Here is a 19,476-nt window from a genome sequence, read left to right as displayed (position 1 = left end):
CGTCATGCTGCGGCTGACTCTACTCTACCTGTTTGTGTGCGGGTTGGCCGTGGTCGCGGTTCGCAGATGGTTCCTTGCGCTTTGTGGCCTCGTGTTCCTCACGGTACTCACTCAGCACCCCAACATGCCCCGCGAAATCGCCGGAATCCAGGGACTCAATCCGTGGAACGCCTCCTTTCTCGCGATTTTCTCAATGTGGATACTGACACGCCACAATGATCCGCCACGCGCCCAAACGCCGCCGCGCGTCGCACTCATCGTCCTCTCCTACGCCTCGGTGCTGACGTTGACGGGCCTGACGGCCGTCATGGATTCCGATTCCATGCACGCGGACGGTCGGGCGATCGCGTCGGCTCGCGACGTATTCGTGGAGACAATCATCAACCCGATGAAGTACCTCATGGTCGGCATCATGTTCTACGACGGCGCGACAACGCGACTGCGCGTAAAGCAGGCCGTTTTCACCGCCGTCGGCAGCGGAGCAGCCTACGCCGCCCTCATGTACAAGTCGCTCAAGACAGGCGTGTTCACGATGGACTATTCGGCGGCCCGGCGAGCGACCGACAAGCTCGTGGGGCTTTATGCCAACGACATGGGGGAAGTCCTCGCCTTCACACTCTGGGCCGGCCTGATCGCGGTACTGCTCATACAGAGGCACTGGCTGAAATTCGGCTGGCTACTTGCCAACGCAGCGGTAGTGCCCTGTTTTGCGGTGCTCAAATCCCGCGCGGGATTTCTCGCATTCTGCGCCACTGGACTCGTTTTGGGTGTGCTGAAGTGGCGGCGAATTCTTCTAGCCCTGCCGATCGTACTACTGAGTGTCGTGGTCTTTGCACCCAATGTCGTCGATCGCGTCATGACGGGCGTCGCCTCAGACGGCATTGCCGATAGCGACTGGGACGCTATTTCCGCCGGCCGAACCACCTATCTTTGGCCGGCCGCGTTGAATCAATTCGTCGACTCGCCGATCTTCGGACGGGGCCGATTCACGATCCTGCGCACCGGCATGTACGACGCGATTTACGACGTCGCCGGCGGCGTTCCGACCCATCCGCACAACTCGTATCTCGAAATGCTGATCGATGCCGGCGTGATCGGCCTGGCAATCTGCCTGATCAGCATGGCCGGCCTTGCGCGGTCGGGCCTCGCACTGATGCGACAACGTTACGATCCGCTCATGACTGCCGTCGGCGCGATCGGACTGATCGGTGTCGTCACCGAACTGTCGGCCGGCGTGGCCGGTTCTAGCTTCTACCCTGGCCAGAGCGCGGTTCCCTATCTGTGCATCTGGGGAGTGCTGCTTCGTGCGGTGGTGGAGAAGTCGGCGCAAGCAGCCGGCAGGCGACGCGCGTGTCTGATACCGACGTCAACGGAAATGCATTCGTCGCCAGCAATGTCGAATGGTTGATTTGGGGGGACTCCGAATGATCGATCTGATTTACATCGCCTCACCCAGTTTCTCTGGCTCGACTCTGCTGACCATGCTGCTCAACGCGCACCCGCGCATCGGCACAATCGGCGAACTGAAATGGGGATGCATTGATATCGAAACCTACCGCTGTTCGTGCGGCGCTCTGCTACGCGAGTGCGGCTTCTGGAATGACGTAAAACGCCGCGTCGAATCGAAGGGACTGCCGTTTGACCTGCGACTGCCGCCGACTGACTTCAGATTCCCGGATCATCCATTCGCCGACCGCATGGTCCGGGCGCGAAACCGCGGACCGGTCTTTGAAGCCGTTCGATCGGCCGCGATCATGGTGACGCCGGTTTGTCGCGAGCGATGGCCCACGATTGCGGCCGTAAATCGCGAAGCGATCGAAGCGGTCCTCGATCTGCAGAATGCATCGATGTTTGTCGACGGATCCAAAGACCCCGTCCGCCTGATGCACCTCATCGCGACCGGCGACTACGCGCCGCGCGTCATTCAACTCGTCCGCGACGGCCGCGGCGTGACTGCATCCACCATCAAGAACAAGAACACCGACGCGTATACCGCCGCGACCGATTGGCAATGGACACACGAACAGATCGAGCGGGTCGCATCGCGATTGCCGCCCGAGCGATTTATCCGCGTTCACTACGAGGATCTCTGCACCCGGACACTCAGTGTCATGCGACGCGTGTTTGAATTTGCCGGACTGGATCCCGACGAAGCCGGCACGGACCATCGACGACAGGAGCACCACATACTCGGCAACTCGATGCGGCTGCGAAACGACTCCGACATTCAACTGGACGATCGGTGGCGGCGCGAAATGGAAACAGAGGACCTGCTGGAGTTCGAGCATGTCGCAGGCGGTCTCAACCGGGCCTACGGCTATGAATGACAGAGGACAACCGGCGACCGTCCGCTTTGGAGGACCGATGCTGTGATGATTATGCCGCTGCCAGGCGGGCCCACCACGATTTCCGCGCAACCCGCGCGGCCGGGTCGCGGCGCGCGAATCGTCCAGGCCATCGCGAATCGAAAGCCGTCTCTATTCAGCAATACGCTCACCAACCTGACGTGGTACATCATTGTACTCGCGCAGGGCTTCATCCTTCCGCGGCTGATCAGCGATCATCTCGGCCGTGAAATACTTGGTGTCTGGGATCTCGGCTGGAGCCTCGTCTTCTATACCGGCCTTCTCGCTTTAGGCACGCGCGGCGCCGTCGCACGCTATGTCGCCCGATTTCGCGCAATGCAGGATTGGAACGCGCTGAATCAGGTCGTGAATTCGTCGTTGCTGCTGCTCGTGATCGGCGGCGCGATCGGACTCGTCGCGGCCGGTGCCTTCGCCTATTGCGTGCCCTACTTTCTTACAAACTCAAGTCCGGGAGTATTGTCGGAGGCGCGATGGGTCATCTTCCTCCTGTCGGCCAGCGCGGCCTTGTCCTTGCCTGGCGGCGTTTTCAACGGGGTCATTACCGGCAGTGAACGATTCGATATGCTGAATCTGGCGCGCGGCGCGCGCGACATCGGCCTGCTCGTTGCCGGGGTGGCGCTGCTGAACGCGAAGTTGTCGCTGGCATGGCTCGCCGCCGCCGTCCTTGCGACCGAACTGATCGGAGATTTCTCAAAATACATCGCGGCGAAACGGCTCATTCCGACATTGTCGATCTCAGTTCGAAACTGCCGATGGGCCTCGACGAAGGAAATGCTTTCTTTCGGCGGTAAGACCGTGGTTCGGAATCTCTGCCGTGGAGGAACCTATCAGTTCAACAGCCTTTTGATGACCTATTTTCTGGGACCGTCCGTATTGGCGATCTTCGCGCGCCAGCGATCACCGGTAAGCCACGCAATGAAGTTCATGAACCAGTATGCGCAGGTCTTCATCCCCAAGAGCAGTTCCCTCGACGCCAGCAGAAACGACGAAGCGCTTCAACGGCTTCTGATCCTCTCCACCAAGTATGGTCTGTACCTGACCTTGCCGATGATTGCGCTGTTGCTTGTCATGGGGACGCCTCTAATGACCGTTTGGATGGGCGCGGATTATGTGTCACCCGCGGCCCTCGCGATCTTCACCATCAGTCACGCGCTGCTTGTGCCCCAGCAAAGCGCATACTCCATCCTGATGGGAATCAATCGACACGGCCGGGCCTCGGTTTACGAGATTGCGGGGCTCATACTCAGTATTCTTCTGGGCGTCGTGCTCATGGGACCGCTCAGGATGGGAATCATCGGGGGCGCGCTGGCAGTATCGATTCCTCTGGCTTTGAGCAACGGCGTTTGGGTTCCGCTGCATGCGTGCCGCTGTTTGAATCTGAAGGTCAGCCGATATGTTCGGGAATCACTGCCAGGACCTCTGCTCGCCTCGATTCCTTGCTTCGCCGTGTTGCTCCTCGCCCGTATCGTGTCGCCTCGATCTGATTGGATATCGCTCGGCATCGGTCTCGGATCGATGGTTCTGGTCATGGGGCCGGTCTACTGGTTCGCGGTGCTGCCGTCCGGTCTTCGCGAGCGAGTCGTGAAGCAGGTGAGCAATCTGTTTCCAGGAAGCTGGAAGCGATGGCCGCGAGAAGATCAGCCGATCGCCGGACCCGCGAAAGGGATCGTTCATCCGGACCGTGTGAGGTAATCCGTCCGCCGCATCGGCCGCGCTCGCTGGAGTACGTCACGATGCCAAACGACTGAACACCGAAATGAGACTTCGAACACCACAATTCGACATGTGCTTTGTCGCACCCAACGCTTACCCGGCGCTCTCCGGGAAAAATGAATCGCGCCACATCGGTGGTGCCGAAGTGCAGCAGACGCACATCGCGCGCGAGTTGGCCCGGCGCGGACGGCGAATTGCGTTCATCACGCACAACCACGGACAACGCGATGGCGAAGAGATCGACGGCATCCACGTCTTTTTCATGTGCTCCCGTTCGCAAGGATTGCCGGGGCTGCGATTCATCAAGCCGCGATGGACCAGTCTGTGCGCCGCGATGAACCGCGCCAACGCGGCCGTTTACTATCAGCGAACCGGCGGTGTTGAAACCGGACAGGTCGCGATGTGGTGCCGATGGCACGGCAGACCAATGATCGCGGCGCTGGCCAATGATCGCGACTGCTTCAAATCGCTTCGATGTCGTCTCAATCGCCGGGAGCGGTGGCTGCAAGGCTATGGCCTTCGCCGGGCGGATGTGGTTGTCGCGCAGACTGCCGCCCAGGTGGAGGCGTTGCAGAAGCACTTCGGTGTGAATGCACGCATCATTCGTAGCTGCGCCGCCGATCGCCAATGCGTTAGTGATGCAGCAGACTTGTCAGATCGATTAAGCCGCCGCCGAATAGTCTGGGCCGCGCGATTCACGCGAGCGAAACGGCTTGATTGGCTGCTTCAAGTTGCGCAGCGATGTCCGGATGTCCAATTCAATGTACTGGGAGGCGATTTGGCGGACGCCGAGCGTTATTGCCGCAGTCTGGACACCGCTGCTGAATACCCGATGCCGCCGAACGTGAAATTCAATGGTGTTCAGTCTCGCGAGTTGGTACAGACATTCCTCGATGAAGCAGCCGCCCTCCTTTGCACAAGCGAAGTTGAAGGGTTTCCAAACACATTCCTCGAGGCATGGTCGGGTGGCCTGCCGGTCGTCAGCACTTTTGATCCCGATGGCGTCATCAAGACGGAGGCGCTGGGCGCGGTTGCATCGGGGGTCGATCAACTCAGCCGCGAGATCCAGCGGCTGCTGACGGACGAGTCGTACTGGAGACAGTGTTCGTCCAACGCGCGACGACACTTCGAGCAACATCACACGATCTGCGCCGTGGGAGATGCCTATGAAAGCCTGCTGGACGAGCTTGTCGCGCTGCCAGCCTGACGCCTTCGGACGGAATCGCCGTGCACGCGTCATGATTGCGCTACTTTCATGCCTGACGCTGGTTTCCGCCTGCGCAAACAATGCCCGGCGAAACGTGCGGCAGGCCGGTCGACAGTCCGTGCTTCAGGCAATCGACGGCCGAATCTTCAACCATCATGGAACGCCGATGGCGGGTGTCGTGGTGATCGCGGAGCCGGGAGGACGAACGGCTGTCACGGACTCTCTGGGGCGATTCTCACTTCCCATGCCCGTGACATGGCGCGGAAGAATCACGCCTTCGCGAAAGTGTGCGGTGTTTGAGCCGCGGACAGTCTCGTTCACGGACGACTCACCGGGCCGAAGCGATTTGATCTTCACGGCGTCGCCGGATCGGGAAACAAATGGCTGCAATCTGGCGCCGGTCGCACGAGCCGGTGAAAGCCGCGCTGTCGATCTGGATCCCGACTCGGTTACCGCGGTCGTTACCCTGGACGGGCGCGATAGCAGCGATGGCGACGGTGAAATCGTCGAATATCTCTGGACGATGGACGGCCGCGAACTGGGTAGATCCCCATCGCGAGAGGTCTCACTGCCGGTCGGCCTGCACTCCTTCACGCTTCAGGTCACAGATGATGTCGGCGCGACCGCAACCAGCACATTGACCATCACCGTTCGAGGTCGCAACTCCGATGGCATGATCTTCGTCTCACCGCTTCCGGACAGGGGCTCTGACATGAACCCAGGAACCGAAGCCATGCCGATGCGAACAATCGCACGCGCCGCACAGATCGCCCGTCCCGGCGATACCATCGTCCTGACTGCGGGAACCTACAAGGAAAGCGAGATTCGTTTTACCCACGGCGGCCGGCCCGAAGCCCCGATCACCATCGAGGGTCGCAAGGGCGACAATGTCGTTCTCACCACCGGCTCGACAGCGCGCTGGGTCTTCGATTTTACACCAAAGTCGCCGCTCTCTCGGCCGGATCACGGCCATTATGTGTTTCGAAACTTCAAAGCGCACGGAGCGGCGCACATCTGGCGGTTCGCATTTCCGGGACACCCCGGTGCGCCGAAGCCTCACCATATTACTATTGAAGATGTCGAGGCTTGGGATTGTGCATCCGTCATTGCCGCCCGGCGCGGCGGCGTTGCGCACATCACGATCCGGCGATGCGATTTCCATGGATGCAACGGGACCGAAGGAGCGATGGACTTCTCTAATAACGTCGACGATCTGGAGACGCCACGGTCCGCCAGTCACGATATCCTGATAGAAGACTGCCTGCTTCACGACAACACTGCAAAGAACAAGATCAACGGCATGGTGACGCAAGGCGGCGTGCACAATGTCACCATTCGCCGCACACGATGCTGGAACAATGCAAACTACGGCTTCGCCCTCAAAGGCTCCGGCAATTTCGTGCTCGATCGCTGCGTCTCATACGGCAATACTTCCGCACAGTACTACCTTCGCGGCATGGTCTTCGATGACCCTCCCGGCCGAAAGACCAATGCAATGAACAGCCACCTGTTGACCAACTGCATCGGCATCGGTCCGAGGAATGGCGGAAGCGGCGTCGTGATCTGGCGAGAAAACGCCAACATCCGATTGCTGAACTGCACCATCCTCGCGATGCGCGATGAGACGCAAACAAAGTCAGGCGGCCCCTTCGGCAACGGCGAACGACACATTCCGCCATACATGGCATGCACGGCCGAATTTCGAAATTGCGTGATTGCCACCCTCGACGGGGGTGTCATGTGGATGCTTCAGCAGAACGGCAAGCCCTACCTGCAGAATCGAAGCTTCTATGGCGATCACAACTTGTACTACTCTTTCGGTGATCCGGGCGCCACCCTGTTTCGATATCAGGATTACCGATGGCGGAACGTGAAAGACTGGAGCGACTACTGGTCGCGCGGCGAGCCCGGCGGCGACGACGAACTCAATGGGCCGAAGGCGACCGGCGCGGATTCGCACAGCCTGCTCGCTGATCCGATGTTCGCGCGGATGGAGACGGACCGGACCAAGGTGCCCCTTGCCAGAGAATGGCCGGCGGATTTCCGCGAGATAATCGACTTGACCCCGAGAGTTGATTCACCACTTCGCGGCGCGGGTGACAATCTCTCTAGACTGGACCAGAGCGAATTGCTCACCGACTACGACGGCAACGACCGGCCAAAAAATGGCGCGTGGACCATTGGGGCTATTGAGTAAAAGGATGGTGCTACTTCCGTGTTACTCTTGCGTCGCTCGACATATCAATGATCTGGCCGATCGGCGACAAACCATTGTCGGAGCGTAACGCACCGGCTCACCAGGCCGGATCAAGACGATTCGGATCGCGATGCCGCCGAGTGACAAACTGCTCCAGTGACTCAACGATCAAGCGAATCACGGCCGTGATGATCGGCAATAATCCCACCATCAGCCCGATCTGAGCGCGAGGATAAATCTCACGAAACGACGCCAGTGCAACAGCCGACATCAGCAATGTCAAAATGCCAGCAGCAGCGACCGTGTTCCGCATCCGCCAAGTGATGGTACGACGTCGCGGGCGATACCAACCCAGCCAATACAGGATCGACGGCCAAGCGAACACCAGAAATCCCAGCATCAACAGATGGATGTTTTGGGTACTGCCATGGCCCGGCACATTTTCCGGCCAACCGCATCCCATCCACAAACCGCAGCGGAACAGATCGGCCACAATGTACGTCACGATTGTCGCGATCACATCGATGAGCACGAACCAGCGCGATCGGTGAATCACCCGTGATCGGACGCTGGCGAGCGAGGTGCATCGATCTGCAAAGAGTTGATTCCAGAGTGACAGGGGTAACACATAGAGCGTCGACAACACCAGGAACAGCGGATAGACACCGGCTGCCAGAAGCGACACCAGCACAGTTGTTGCCGTCGATCGATCCTGCTTCATATCAAGCCCCCCGCAGGCTGCGAACCCAGGCCGATCAGATCAGATTCGCACGCGCCCCTCGATATTATCAATTCTCAGACCGGCATTTCCACGTCCGATTTTCTCGCTATCCCGCAACGTCCGACAAAGCGACAGAGGCCGCAATGATCCCAACGCCGACTGACGCGATAGCCGATCATCACGAAAGCTCGTCCGCACGCCAACGATGTCGTTTCATGGCGACTTCCCATCGGAGCGTTCGCGCAAGGTTCGATCCACCGGATGCCAACTCATGCCGCCAATCCGCTCTGCCGCTCACCAGTCGTGCAATCCGACGTGCCCGGCGGGTGCTCGCGCCAAGACCAGCAAGGTGCACGGGTAACAGCAAGCGACGAACAGCGCGCCGTGGCTCTCTCGAAATCATCGCAAATGTGCATCAACGCCTTGGTCGTTATCGGCCTTGCTGTAGGCTTCGCGATGCACTGTGGAATGCAGGTTGGAATCAGCAATCATGCGCAGTACCTGCTGCATGGTATGCATGCGGCTGATAACAATTTCTTGGCAAATGACTGGTTCACAACCCAAACGCCAGAACATCATGGGCTTTTCGGGTGGCTTGTCTGTTCCCTCCAGAACACGGGCATCCTGAACATCGCGCTCGGACTTCTGAACGGCCTCGCGTCGACTGCAGCAGCCCTGGCGATTTATTTTCTCGCCGCAAGGTTCTCTCCAAGACCGCTCATCGCCTATGCCGCAATTCTCGCAATGTTCGCGTTTATGCCATCGGATGGACCGGGGCACAGCAACCTGCTTTTGCCCTACTTCGTGCCATCAGTGTTTGCGGGCGTGATGGTCTTGATTGCGTTTGTGCTGTTGATTTACGGGCGCACACTCGCGAGTGGAATTGTTGCGGCCGTGGGTTGCGCCGCACATGCGAACTACCTGGTGCTGCTCGGACCGGTTTGGGTCATCTATGCCGCGCTCGCGGCATTGCCGCGTCCGAAACTGACAAGCGAACGGCGCGCAAGGCTTCTCGTCGCAGCTCATCTTCTCGGACCGTGGGTGCTTGCTTGGGTCCCGCATCTCGACATGTTTTATCGAATCCTGATCGATCCATCGCCTTCGGCAGTGGCAAAGGATACGTTTTTTCGCATCTATGCCCCACTGCATTACGCACCTTCAACATGGCCTGCAAGGCAATGGACCGACTACTTTCTCGTGATAGCGGCGGCGGGTCTCGCGTGGACGCTGATTCGCCGCCGCGTGAACGCAAATGCCCGGCGTGTTGCCGCAGCCGTCGCCGTGGTGGTTGCATGCGGTGCGGCCGCGATCATCCTGTTCGGCAACGACTTTGCGAACTCAGTTTTTCCATGGCGATTCGCACCCTACCTGACGATCGCCGCATATGTCTGCATCGGAATGCTCGTCGCAGCCGGCCCCCAGAGGCCGTTGCAGGGGCTTCCCGCGATTCTCGCGGTGATCACACTGCTGGCTTTGACGGAAATGGACCGCCGCGCCATCGTGCTGATCGCGAGCCTTACCGCGTTGAGCCTGGCCCTCTGGATGATCGACTCCACGCCGAATCTATTCCCAATACGAGGCGGAAAGCTCCAACGGTGGATTCCGTCAATTGCCACGTGGGCTGTGCTTTTCGTCATTGCCCTGCTCGGCGTACGATCCGGACTCTGGCGACAGGACATGTTCACGCGACGCGTGCCGCAACAGGAAGCCGCGCTCTATGACTGGGTGCGCTCGTCCACGCCGGAACACGCCACCTTCGCCGTGCCCCCCGACCTGTTTCATTTTCGACTGGCCACCGGCCGATCGGTCATCATCGACTTCAAGTGCTTTCCCCTGACACCTACACACCAGCTTGAATGGAAGCGGCGACAGGACCGACAGGCCGGCGGATCAGTGGCAGATTTTCCCGACGCCATCCAAAAGTACGCCGAAGCCGACTCAGCACGCGTCGAATCACTCACAGAAGAATTCGGCATCCGCTATTTCGTAATCGACCGACGCCGTCATCGCGGGCAGCTTGACCACCTCGCAACCGTGTTCCGGAACGAACAATTCGAAATCTTCCAAACGTCTCCCACAGCCTTCTCTGCTGCGGAATAATCCGCAAAACTTTGGGGCGGCATCCGCATCACCATCAGGATTCAGCCGTTACGAACGTCTGCCCAAAGCGCCACCGGAGCATCAACGAAGCACTCACTGCCCTTCGAACAAGCCCGCCGAAGAATTCCCGGACCTCTCCTACGCGCGGAACGTGGATTGCTCCCTGAGGTATCGCACGACGTATTCGCCCGGTGATGCAACCTTGAGATTCGTTTCGAGTCAACCGCGAATCGTCAGGGGCCGCCAATCGACTGTGGCGTCGTGCAGAGGGAGCGAAACGGATGCCTTCAAGACGGATGGTCACGATCGATGGAAACCAGGCGGCGGCGCATGTGGCACACGGAGTCAGCGAGGTCATCGCCATCTATCCGATTACGCCTTCTTCTCCGATGGGAGAATGGGCGGATCAATGGACCGCGGAAGGCCGAAAAAACATCTGGTCCACGGTTCCATCCGTCGTTGAAATGCAGAGCGAAGCCGGTGCGGCCGGTGCGGTACACGGCGTGCTTCAGTCGGGTTGCCTGACGACGACGTTCACGGCGTCGCAGGGCTTGCTGCTCATGATCCCGAACATGTTCAAGATCGCCGGCGAACTGACCCCGACGGTCTTTCATGTCACGGCGCGCACCATTGCAACGCACGCACTCTCCATTTTTGGCGATCACAGCGACGTCATGGCCTGCCGCTCGACCGGCTGGGCCATGCTGTGTTCCGGCTCGGTACAGGAGGTGATGGACCTCGCCCTGATTTCGACAGCCGCAACCCTCGAATCTCGCATTCCGTTTCTTCATTTCTTTGACGGCTTCCGTACATCGCACGAAATCTCCAAGATCGAGGAACTGACGGACGACGACATGCGCGCCATGATCGACGAAAAATATGTCGCCGCCCATCGGGCACGCGGCCTGTCGCCCGATCGGCCGGTCCTTCGCGGCACGGCGCAGAATCCCGACGTGTTCTTCCAAGCACGCGAGGCGTCGAATCTCTTCTTCGCGGATTGCCCCGGAATCGTACAGGCGACGATGGATCGGTTTGCGGCACTCACCGGAAGACAATATCGCCTGTTCGACTATGTCGGTCCGAGCGATGCAGAGCGCGTGATTGTCATGATGGGATCGGGTGCCGAAACAGTCCACGAGACCATCGAGCATCTCAATCGCGACGGCGAGAAAGTCGGACTCCTTAAGGTAAGGCTCTATCGCCCCTTCTCAAATGATGCCTTTCTCGTGGCACTTCCACGAACCGTCAAGGCCATCGCGGTGCTGGATCGCACCAAGGAGCCGGGCGCCGAAGGCGAGCCGCTCTACAAGGATGTACAGACGGCTTTGATCGAGGCCTATTCCAGCGGCAGGCTCGAAACCGCTTCGCTGCCGCGCGTCGTCGGCGGCCGCTACGGCCTGTCTTCCAAGGAATTCACCCCGGCAATGGCAAAGGCGGTATTCGATAACCTTGGGAAACCTCAGCCAAAAAACCACTTCACAGTCGGAATCTGTGATGACCTCACGCATACCAGCCTTGAGCACGACGCGTCGTTCTCGACAGAGCCGGAAGACGTAGTCCGAGCCATGTTCTACGGCCTCGGTGCCGACGGCACCGTCGGCGCGAACAAGAACTCAATCAAGATCATCGGCGAGGATACCGAAAACTACGGACAGGGCTACTTCGTCTACGATTCAAAGAAGGCCGGGTCAATCACCATCTCCCACCTTCGATTCGGTCCCAGGCCGATACGCTCCACCTATCTCATCTCGCAGGCCAATTTCATCGGCTGCCACCAGTGGGTCTTTCTCGAACGATATGACATGCTCGCAAATGCCGCGCCGGGCGCGGTCTTTCTTCTCAACAGCCCTTACGGTCCAGATGGCACCTGGGACCGACTGACGCGAAGCGTCCAGGAGCAGATCATCGAGAAGAAGGTGCGGCTCTTCGTCATCGACGCCTACAACGTGGCACATGAAACAGGCATGGGCTCGCGCATCAATACGATCATGCAGACCTGCTTCTTCGCCATCTCAAACGTGCTGCCACGCGATGCCGCGATCCAGGCAATCAAGAATGCCATCAAGAAAACCTACTCCGCCAAAGGTGACGACGTCGTGGCCAGAAACTGCCAGGCCGTCGATCAAACCCTGGCGAATCTGTTCGAAGTGAAGATTCCGGCGGCCGCAACCAGCCGGACCGCGATGCCGCTGCCGGTCGCGGAATGTGCACCGGAATTCGTCCGGACGGTTCTGGGAGAGATCATTGCCGGCCGCGGAGACGCTCTCACCGTGAAGTCGATGCCGGCCGACGGCACGTTTCCGACGGACACGGCGCAATGGGAAAAAAGAAACATCGCGCTCGAAATACCGGTGTGGGATTCGGAATTGTGCATCCAGTGTGGCAAATGCGGCATTGTGTGTCCGCATGCAGCGATTCGCCTCAAAGCCTACGACCCCGATGTGCTCGGCTCAGCCCCGCCAACCTTCAAATCAACCGCAGCCAAGGGCAGGGAATTCAAGGGACTCAACATGACGGTGCAGGTCGCGCCTGAAGACTGCACGGGTTGCGGCATCTGCGTCGAGGCCTGCCCCGCGAAGAACAAGAAAGAGACCCGCCTCAAGGCCATCAACATGCAGCCGCAGCCGCCGCTACGCGAATCCGAGGCGAAGAACTACGACTACTTCCTGAAAATACCGGAATTGGATCGGGACCGAGTCCAGGCAAATTCGGTCAAGGGTTCGCAATACCTGCAACCGCTCTTCGAGTATTCTGGTGCATGCACCGGCTGCGGTGAAACGCCCTACATCAAGCTCGCGACACAGCTCTTCGGCGATCGAATGGTCATAGCGAACGCGACGGGCTGCTCCTCAATCTATGGAGGAAATCTGCCGACAACGCCCTACGCCCTCAATCGGGAAGGCCGCGGCCCTGCCTGGTGCAATTCGCTCTTCGAGGACAATGCGGAGTTTGGGCTTGGTTTCCGCCTGGCCATCGACAAGCAGATGGAGTTCGCCACGGAACTGGTCCATCGTCTGCGCGATGTGATCGGCGGCGAACTGGCCGACGAGATTCTTAACGCAACTCAGATTGCGGAAGCCGAAATTGTCGCGCAGCGTCGGCGCGTGGCCGAACTGAAAAAGCGGCTCGCATCAAGCAAGGACCCGGAAGCGGCACGACTGCTGACCCTGGCCGACGCCCTCGTCAAGCGAAGCGTCTGGATCATCGGCGGTGACGGCTGGGCATACGACATCGGATTCGGTGGTCTGGATCATGTCTTCGCCTCGGGCCGCAACGTGAACATCCTCGTCCTCGACACCGAGGTGTATTCAAACACCGGCGGACAGTGCTCAAAATCAACGCCGCGCGGCGCCGTGGCGAAGTTTGCCGCTGCCGGTAGACCCGCTGCAAAAAAAGACCTGCCACTCATCGCCATGAGTTACGGAAACGTCTATGTGGCAACCATTGCGATAGGTGCAAGTGATATGCAGTCGGTTCACGCAATGAACGAGGCCGAAAGCTACGACGGCCCCTCGCTGATCGTCGCATACAGTCATTGCATCGCGCACGGAATCAACATGCGCGACGGGCTCGACATTCAGAACGCCGCGGTGGAGTGCGGACATTGGCCGCTCTTGCGATTTGATCCGCGACTAGCGGCAGCAGGAAAAAACCCCCTGCAATTGGATTCAAGACCTCCCAAGGCGCCGTTCGCGGACTTTGCCTATCGTCAGAACCGATTCAAGATGTTGACCAAGAGCGCGCCGAAAGAGGCGAAACGCTTCCTCGCGCTCGGAGAGCGCGACGCACGCGAACGCTATGCCCGGTATGAACGCATGGCCTCAATGGGAATGATCGCGGCGCAATCCGTCGCACATACGAGTTCCTCAGAACGTCAGGTCAACGAAAAGGAGCCCAGCGTGACCGCCGCAACCTGATAGACCAACCGGTGAAAGTCCGCACAGCTGCCGGAACGGAGAAGTCCGATGGACCTTTCGACAACTTACATGGGTTTGAAACTCGGTAATCCGCTGGTGCCGTCGGCGAGCCCGCTCTCCCGCGAAGTCGGGGCGATTCGCAGGCTTGAGGATGCCGGCGCCGCCGCCGTTGTCATGTATTCACTGTTCGAGGAACAGATCAGTCACGAGGCCCGTGAGTTGGACCACCATCTCAACTTCGGTACGGAGAGTTACGCCGAAGCGACGCATTACTTCCCGAATGTCAGTCAGTTCATTCTCGGCCCCGATGAATATTTGTCACACGTCGCAGCTGCCAAACAGGCCGTCGATATACCGATCATCGCCAGCCTCAACGGCTCGACCGTCGGCGGCTGGACCGACTACGCGAAGATGATCGAGCAGGCTGGGGCCGACGCGCTCGAACTAAACGTCTATCAGGTAGCGACCGATCCACTCGTTTCCGGCCGCGAAATCGAAAACCGCTACATCGAGATTCTCAGTGCGGTGAAATCGGCTGTAAATATCCCGGTGGCAATGAAGCTCTCTCCCTATTTCAGTTCAATGGCCTGGATGGCCCAGCGCCTCGACGAGGCCGGGGCGAACGGCCTTGTCCTCTTCAACCGCTTCTATCAACCGGATTTCGATCTGGAGTCACTCAGCGTCGTGCCCAACTTACAGCTTTCCGCACCGTCAGCGATTCGCCTGCCGCTGCGATGGGTCGCCATTCTGAATGGACGAATTCGCGCGAACCTCGCGGCAACGACTGGCGTGCATACCGCCATCGACGTGCTCAAGCTCACCATGGCCGGCGCTGACATTGTCCAGCTCTGCTCGGTCCTGCTTAAGCGTGGAATCGGGGAAATCGCGGAAATTCTCGCGAACATGCGCGAATGGATGAACGAGCACGATTATCAGTCGATCGAAGAAATGAAGGGGAGCATGAGCCAGAAATCCTGTCCCGACCCGGCGGCCTTCGAGCGGGCCAACTACATGGTTGCATTGAACCGGTACTTCTGAGACGGCCCCTGCGGCGATCTGCCAACTCGGCGCCCATCGCGCATTTTGCAGCTTCTCGTACACCGACGCAGCGCCCCATCTTGCGGCGCGCCGTTTGCACGTTGATTCCAATGAGAGGTGCCCTATGAAACGCCAAATCACCGCCGACGGGAGCCTCGGTAATCTCGTCGAACGCCAGATGCGTAATTGGGAAATCGCCAGATCGCAGAAACGCGCCGATCCGGTCTCGACAGGTCTGCAACCGGTTGAGCAGTTCATCTGCATTTCGCGGGCCGTCGGCCTGCCTGGCGAAAAGGTCGCTTGCAAGCTGCTGGAAGCCACGGGCTGGCCGATGTTTGATCGTGAGATTCTCGCGATTATGTCGGGTGACGAGGAATATCGCCGACAGATCTACTCCAGTCTGGATGAACGAGACCTGAACTGGCTCTCGGATTTTGTCATGTCCTTGACCAAAGGCCTCATCAATCGCGAAGACTATTTCCATCGACTCAGTGCAACCATCTCGGCACTCGCGCGCAAGGGCCACGCCATCTTCCTTGGTCGGGCCGCGGATCTCATTCTGCCGCGCGATCTCGGACTTCGCGTGCGGTTTACCGCAAACCGCGACTATTGCATCCGGGAGTTCGCACGACTCAATCGGATCGAGTTCGATTATGCCGCCCGCCAGGTCGAGGAAATCGAGCACGATCGCACGCGGTTCTTGAAGACCCACTTCAAGACCGCGGCTGACGATCTATCGCGTTTCGACCTGGTAATCAACATGGAGCACTTAAGCATAGATCAAGCGACAGAGGTAATCCTGACCGCCGCTAGGGCAAAATCGGTGATCGAGTCCCCTGCGCAGGCCCCCAGCGACGAGACACGCACCCGTAAACCAACCGTCTCCCGCGTTTAATAGTCGCAGTCTCGACCGCCGGATCGCGAGGAAGTGCCATGAAACGCAACACACTGAATTTCTGCGTGGACTTCGTAACGCTGATTGTCTTCCTTGGCATGGTGATCACGGGATTTCTTGTGCGGTTCCTGCTCCCACCGGGAACAGGGGGCCGACTGTCAATTTGGAACTGGGGTCGGCACGATTGGGGCGATCTGCATTTCTGGTTGGCTGTTGGGTTGCTCGGACTGATACTCGTTCACGTGATTCTGCATTGGGCGTGGATTTGTCAGGTCGCACGCCGCTCGATTACCGGCGATCAAGTCGCCAAACGTCCGCTCGCACGGCAGCGCCGTTTTTGGATTGGTATCGCGACAATGGTCATTATGGCCGCCGCGATCCTCACGTTTTACTGGTCCGCCGCAAGGAGCGTTCAGGACGAACGCGGACGCGGAATCCGCGGACGAATCACGGCAGCAGACGCGACAATCGGCGAATCGATGGACCAGGATCGAAAAGATGCGGATCATACAAATCCGGATTGGACGCGGCGTCACCGAAATCGGGGCCGGAGTCGGTGAATCTGGATTCACGCGAACACCCTGATCACTTCAAGGTGAATCCGATTTACCGACCGTTTGGTGTGAATCAACGAGTACGACGGTTCCGTGCCACAAAAAGAAACATGGCCGCGATGGCCGCGAAGAAATTCACGCCCGCGCCGCAAAGACCGTCACCGCAATTCAGATGGGAAAGGCAGTCCTCAAACGGCAAGCCTGCCGGCCCGTCACCATTCTGATTGCCGGAGTTGGTGTTCTGGTTGCCGCCGGAATCGACGTTGGAATTCTGATTGTTGTTGGCGTTCGAATTCTGATTGGTATTGCCGTTCAGGTTTGAATTCCCGTTACCGTTCGAATTCAGATTGTCGTTGCCGACGTTGTCGTTTGCGTTGCCCTCGTCGGACGAATTGGAATTGTCATTGCCGTTGAGATTCGTGTTGTCGTTCTTGTTGCCGTTGAGATTCGTGTTGTCGTTCGCGTTGTCGTTGGAGTTTGAATTATCGTTGGAATTGTCGACCTCGCCGCAGTCCGTCTCGGGCATGCCGCACCCGCAGACGCCCGGCTCCGTCTTCTCGGGATCATTCGGGCATCCGTCGCAACTGTCGGCGACGCCGTCACCATCCGAATCGACGAAATCATCTCCTCCCGGACATTGATCATGAACATCGGCGCGCCCGTCCCCGTCGGAATCAATCAATATCGTGATTTGATCGTCCGAAGTCAGGCTCGCGTCCGCGATGCCCGCCTGCCATGTCCCCGTCACAACCACATCGGCCGTGATGGTCGCGAGTTGAGAAATCCGGTAGTCCGCACCCGGCGCCAGCGGAATATGCTCATCGACAAGCACATCTCCATGCAACGAACTATTCAGCGATAGCCGATCAAACCCGACTTCGCCGGGATTCGCCACCTCATAGCAGAATCGCAACGTCGTGCCGGGAGCGACAACCAGTTCATCGGACTGCGGCGCGCACAAATCTGCGCCGCTGTCAGCCGCCGCAGAGACGGTGGAGCGAATCTCCCCGGAACCGAGGTTGGCTCGGAGGCACCATGAAACAAGCCGACCCGAATTGCCGGGACGAAGATCCGTCACGCTCAGAAGCCAGTTGCCGTCGAGGCTTTCGCCGTTAAATGCGCTCAGCGGCTGATACGGAGTGAAGTTCGGAGGCGATGTCGGAAATGACGCGTCGCTCGATGCCCCGCACTGATCTTCAAGTGGGCCGCCGAAGCCGTCATCATCCAGCACAACAAGTAGGTCATTGCTCCCACACCCCGCCGGCGACGCTGGGTTTCCCGGTCGATCAACCAGCACAGCATACGAACCGGTCTCGAAGTGAATCAGATGAACACGCAGGTCGCCAACCCAGGAATGCTCGATGCCAAGCTGAACATCGAGATCATGAATCACGCCGGACGTCGGAAGAGTCAGGAGTGATTCCAGCACCTCCGTTGGATCATCCAGGATCAAGCTATTGTCCGGGTCCACCGGCCCGCAGTAGGTTACAATCATATCGGTCGGCTGCGCCATCGCCGCCCTGCTCCCGAGGACCAGTAGCGCGACGGTCAGAATCAGGGCCGCGAAGGATGGTCGTATTCGATCAGGCATGCGCAGGTTTTTCCAATCGTGCGAACGTGTGGCCTCAGAAGTTCCCCGCGGAGGATCACGTCATTGTAACTCCCGGTCATGCCAAAATCCAATCCATGGCGGACACCGCCCCCCGGGCAGTACCTGGCCGAAATCCCTAGTCGCCATTCGTCCGGCCCGACGGACCCGCCGACCCGGAACCCGCAACGGCCAATTCGGGGCGATCCGATCCGCTCTCTGCCGGCGGCGAGCCACGAGAAGCAAGAAATATGCCCGCGAGAATCAGTGCCCCACCGACGGCCTGCTCTCCGGTAACTGACTCGTCAAGAAAACCAGCCGCCATGATCGTCGCGCCAATCGGCTCACCTAGGATGCAGATCGCGATCATCGTCGCACTCATGTATTTCAATGCCCAGTTGAAAATACTGTGACCGATAAGCTGCGGGACGATCGCCAACAGCACGAAATACACATAAGTCGACGTGCGAAGTCCCGCAATCGGTTCCCTCAGCACCATCGCCCCGCTGCACAGAAGAAGTGCGGCGATCGAATAAACCGGCAGAACGTAATTGAGCGTGTCAACATCGCGTCGAACGCTTCGCCCCACCAGAAAATAGCTCGACGCGGTGATCGCGCCGAGAAGTGACATGACGTTGCCATACACAGAGCCGGCATCGCGACCGGCGTCCGCATAGGCGATCGTCCCGCCCCCGACAACGGCCAGCAGGATGCCGAACAGCAGCGGGCGTGTAATCGGTTCCTTGAAGAGAAAATACGAAGCAATGCCGGTAAAGATCGGATTGGTCGTGACCAGCACGACCGAGCTGACGACACTCGTGTGCCGTAGCGACGTAATCCAGCAGAAGAAGTGCGCGGCAAGGAAAACGCCCGCCAGCCCGATGCCACCCCAGCGCTTGCGACCACCGGACCGGACCGAGCCGTCGCGCCGCGCGAGCGCGATCGGAACAAGCAGGATCGCAGATAGTGAAAGCCGGGCGGCGGCGATGACAATCGGCGCGGCATCGGACGACAGCTTGATGAAAATCGCTGCGGTCGCAATGGAAAGCACCGCGACGAAAAGCAGAGCCGGTAGTGATGCAGGCCGCGTCACGGCCCGAGACTATATCGGGTCAACACGCCTGCGTCCCGTCCTCCGGGAAACCTCGATCCTCGGTTAGTCAAATAACAGCGCGGCCGA

General features: G+C 59.1%; 13 protein-coding genes. 10 read left to right on the top strand and 3 right to left on the bottom strand.

The genetic code is table 11. The features are described 5' to 3' along the window. Positions 1 to 4 precede the first annotated feature (4 nt). The 5 genes from KF841_05890 (at position 5) to KF841_05870 (ending at position 7,483) form a co-directional block, all read left to right on the top strand. A complete protein-coding gene (locus KF841_05890) occupies positions 5 to 1,408 on the top strand; it encodes an O-antigen ligase family protein (protein ID MBX3394879.1) in 1,404 nt (467 codons plus the stop codon). 16 nt (positions 1,409 to 1,424) lie between these two features. Beyond that, positions 1,425 to 2,327, top strand: a complete 903-nt coding sequence (locus KF841_05885; GenBank protein MBX3394878.1) for a sulfotransferase — start codon at positions 1,425 to 1,427, stop codon at positions 2,325 to 2,327. A gap of 45 nt (positions 2,328 to 2,372) precedes the next feature. Next, positions 2,373 to 4,058, top strand: coding sequence for a polysaccharide biosynthesis protein (locus KF841_05880; GenBank protein ID MBX3394877.1), 1,686 nt, complete (start codon positions 2,373 to 2,375; stop codon positions 4,056 to 4,058). A 64-nt stretch (positions 4,059 to 4,122) separates the two neighbouring features. Further along, on the top strand, positions 4,123 to 5,286 hold the full coding sequence (locus KF841_05875) for a glycosyltransferase family 4 protein (GenBank protein ID MBX3394876.1): 1,164 nt from the start codon (positions 4,123 to 4,125) through the stop codon (positions 5,284 to 5,286). Positions 5,287 to 5,959: 673 nt separating this feature from the next. Further along, on the top strand, positions 5,960 to 7,483 hold the full coding sequence (locus KF841_05870; protein ID MBX3394875.1) for a DUF1565 domain-containing protein: 1,524 nt from the start codon (positions 5,960 to 5,962) through the stop codon (positions 7,481 to 7,483). Positions 7,484 to 7,580: 97 nt separating this feature from the next. On the opposite strand, the gene KF841_05865 is transcribed toward KF841_05870, so the two are convergent. After that, on the bottom strand, positions 7,581 to 8,204 hold the full coding sequence (locus KF841_05865) for a hypothetical protein (protein MBX3394874.1): 624 nt from the start codon (positions 8,202 to 8,204) through the stop codon (positions 7,581 to 7,583). A gap of 384 nt (positions 8,205 to 8,588) precedes the next feature. On the opposite strand from KF841_05865, the gene KF841_05860 reads away from it, so the two are divergent. The 5 genes from KF841_05860 (at position 8,589) to KF841_05840 (ending at position 16,714) form a co-directional block, all read left to right on the top strand. Continuing rightward, entirely contained in the window at positions 8,589 to 10,304 is a 1,716-nt protein-coding gene (locus KF841_05860) for a hypothetical protein (protein MBX3394873.1), read from the top strand. 281 nt (positions 10,305 to 10,585) lie between these two features. Beyond that, complete coding sequence (gene nifJ / locus KF841_05855; protein ID MBX3394872.1) at positions 10,586 to 14,221, top strand: pyruvate:ferredoxin (flavodoxin) oxidoreductase; 3,636 nt, start codon at positions 10,586 to 10,588, stop codon at positions 14,219 to 14,221. A 48-nt stretch (positions 14,222 to 14,269) separates the two neighbouring features. Beyond that, the gene (locus KF841_05850) at positions 14,270 to 15,259 is read left to right on the top strand and encodes a dihydroorotate dehydrogenase-like protein (GenBank protein ID MBX3394871.1); all 990 of its coding nucleotides are present in this window, start codon (positions 14,270 to 14,272) and stop codon (positions 15,257 to 15,259) included. 124 nt (positions 15,260 to 15,383) lie between these two features. Then, the gene (locus KF841_05845) at positions 15,384 to 16,154 is read left to right on the top strand and encodes a cytidylate kinase-like family protein (protein ID MBX3394870.1); all 771 of its coding nucleotides are present in this window, start codon (positions 15,384 to 15,386) and stop codon (positions 16,152 to 16,154) included. 38 nt (positions 16,155 to 16,192) lie between these two features. Beyond that, positions 16,193 to 16,714, top strand: a complete 522-nt coding sequence (locus KF841_05840; protein MBX3394869.1) for a DUF4405 domain-containing protein — start codon at positions 16,193 to 16,195, stop codon at positions 16,712 to 16,714. Positions 16,715 to 16,781: 67 nt separating this feature from the next. On the opposite strand, the gene KF841_05835 is transcribed toward KF841_05840, so the two are convergent. Further along, positions 16,782 to 18,299: a proprotein convertase P-domain-containing protein gene (locus KF841_05835; GenBank protein MBX3394868.1), complete on the bottom strand. Its 1,518-nt coding sequence runs from the start codon at positions 18,297 to 18,299 to the stop codon at positions 16,782 to 16,784. Between the two features lie 136 nt (positions 18,300 to 18,435). Further along, positions 18,436 to 19,389 (bottom strand): DMT family transporter, encoded by a 954-nt coding sequence (locus KF841_05830; GenBank protein ID MBX3394867.1) that lies wholly within the window; start codon positions 19,387 to 19,389, stop codon positions 18,436 to 18,438. Positions 19,390 to 19,476: the final 87 nt, after the last annotated feature.

The sequence above is a fragment of the Phycisphaerae bacterium genome (assembly GCA_019636475.1).
Lineage (GTDB): Bacteria > Planctomycetota > Phycisphaerae > UBA1845 > UTPLA1 > JADJRI01.
This window is presented reverse-complemented; position numbering and strand designations above follow the sequence as displayed.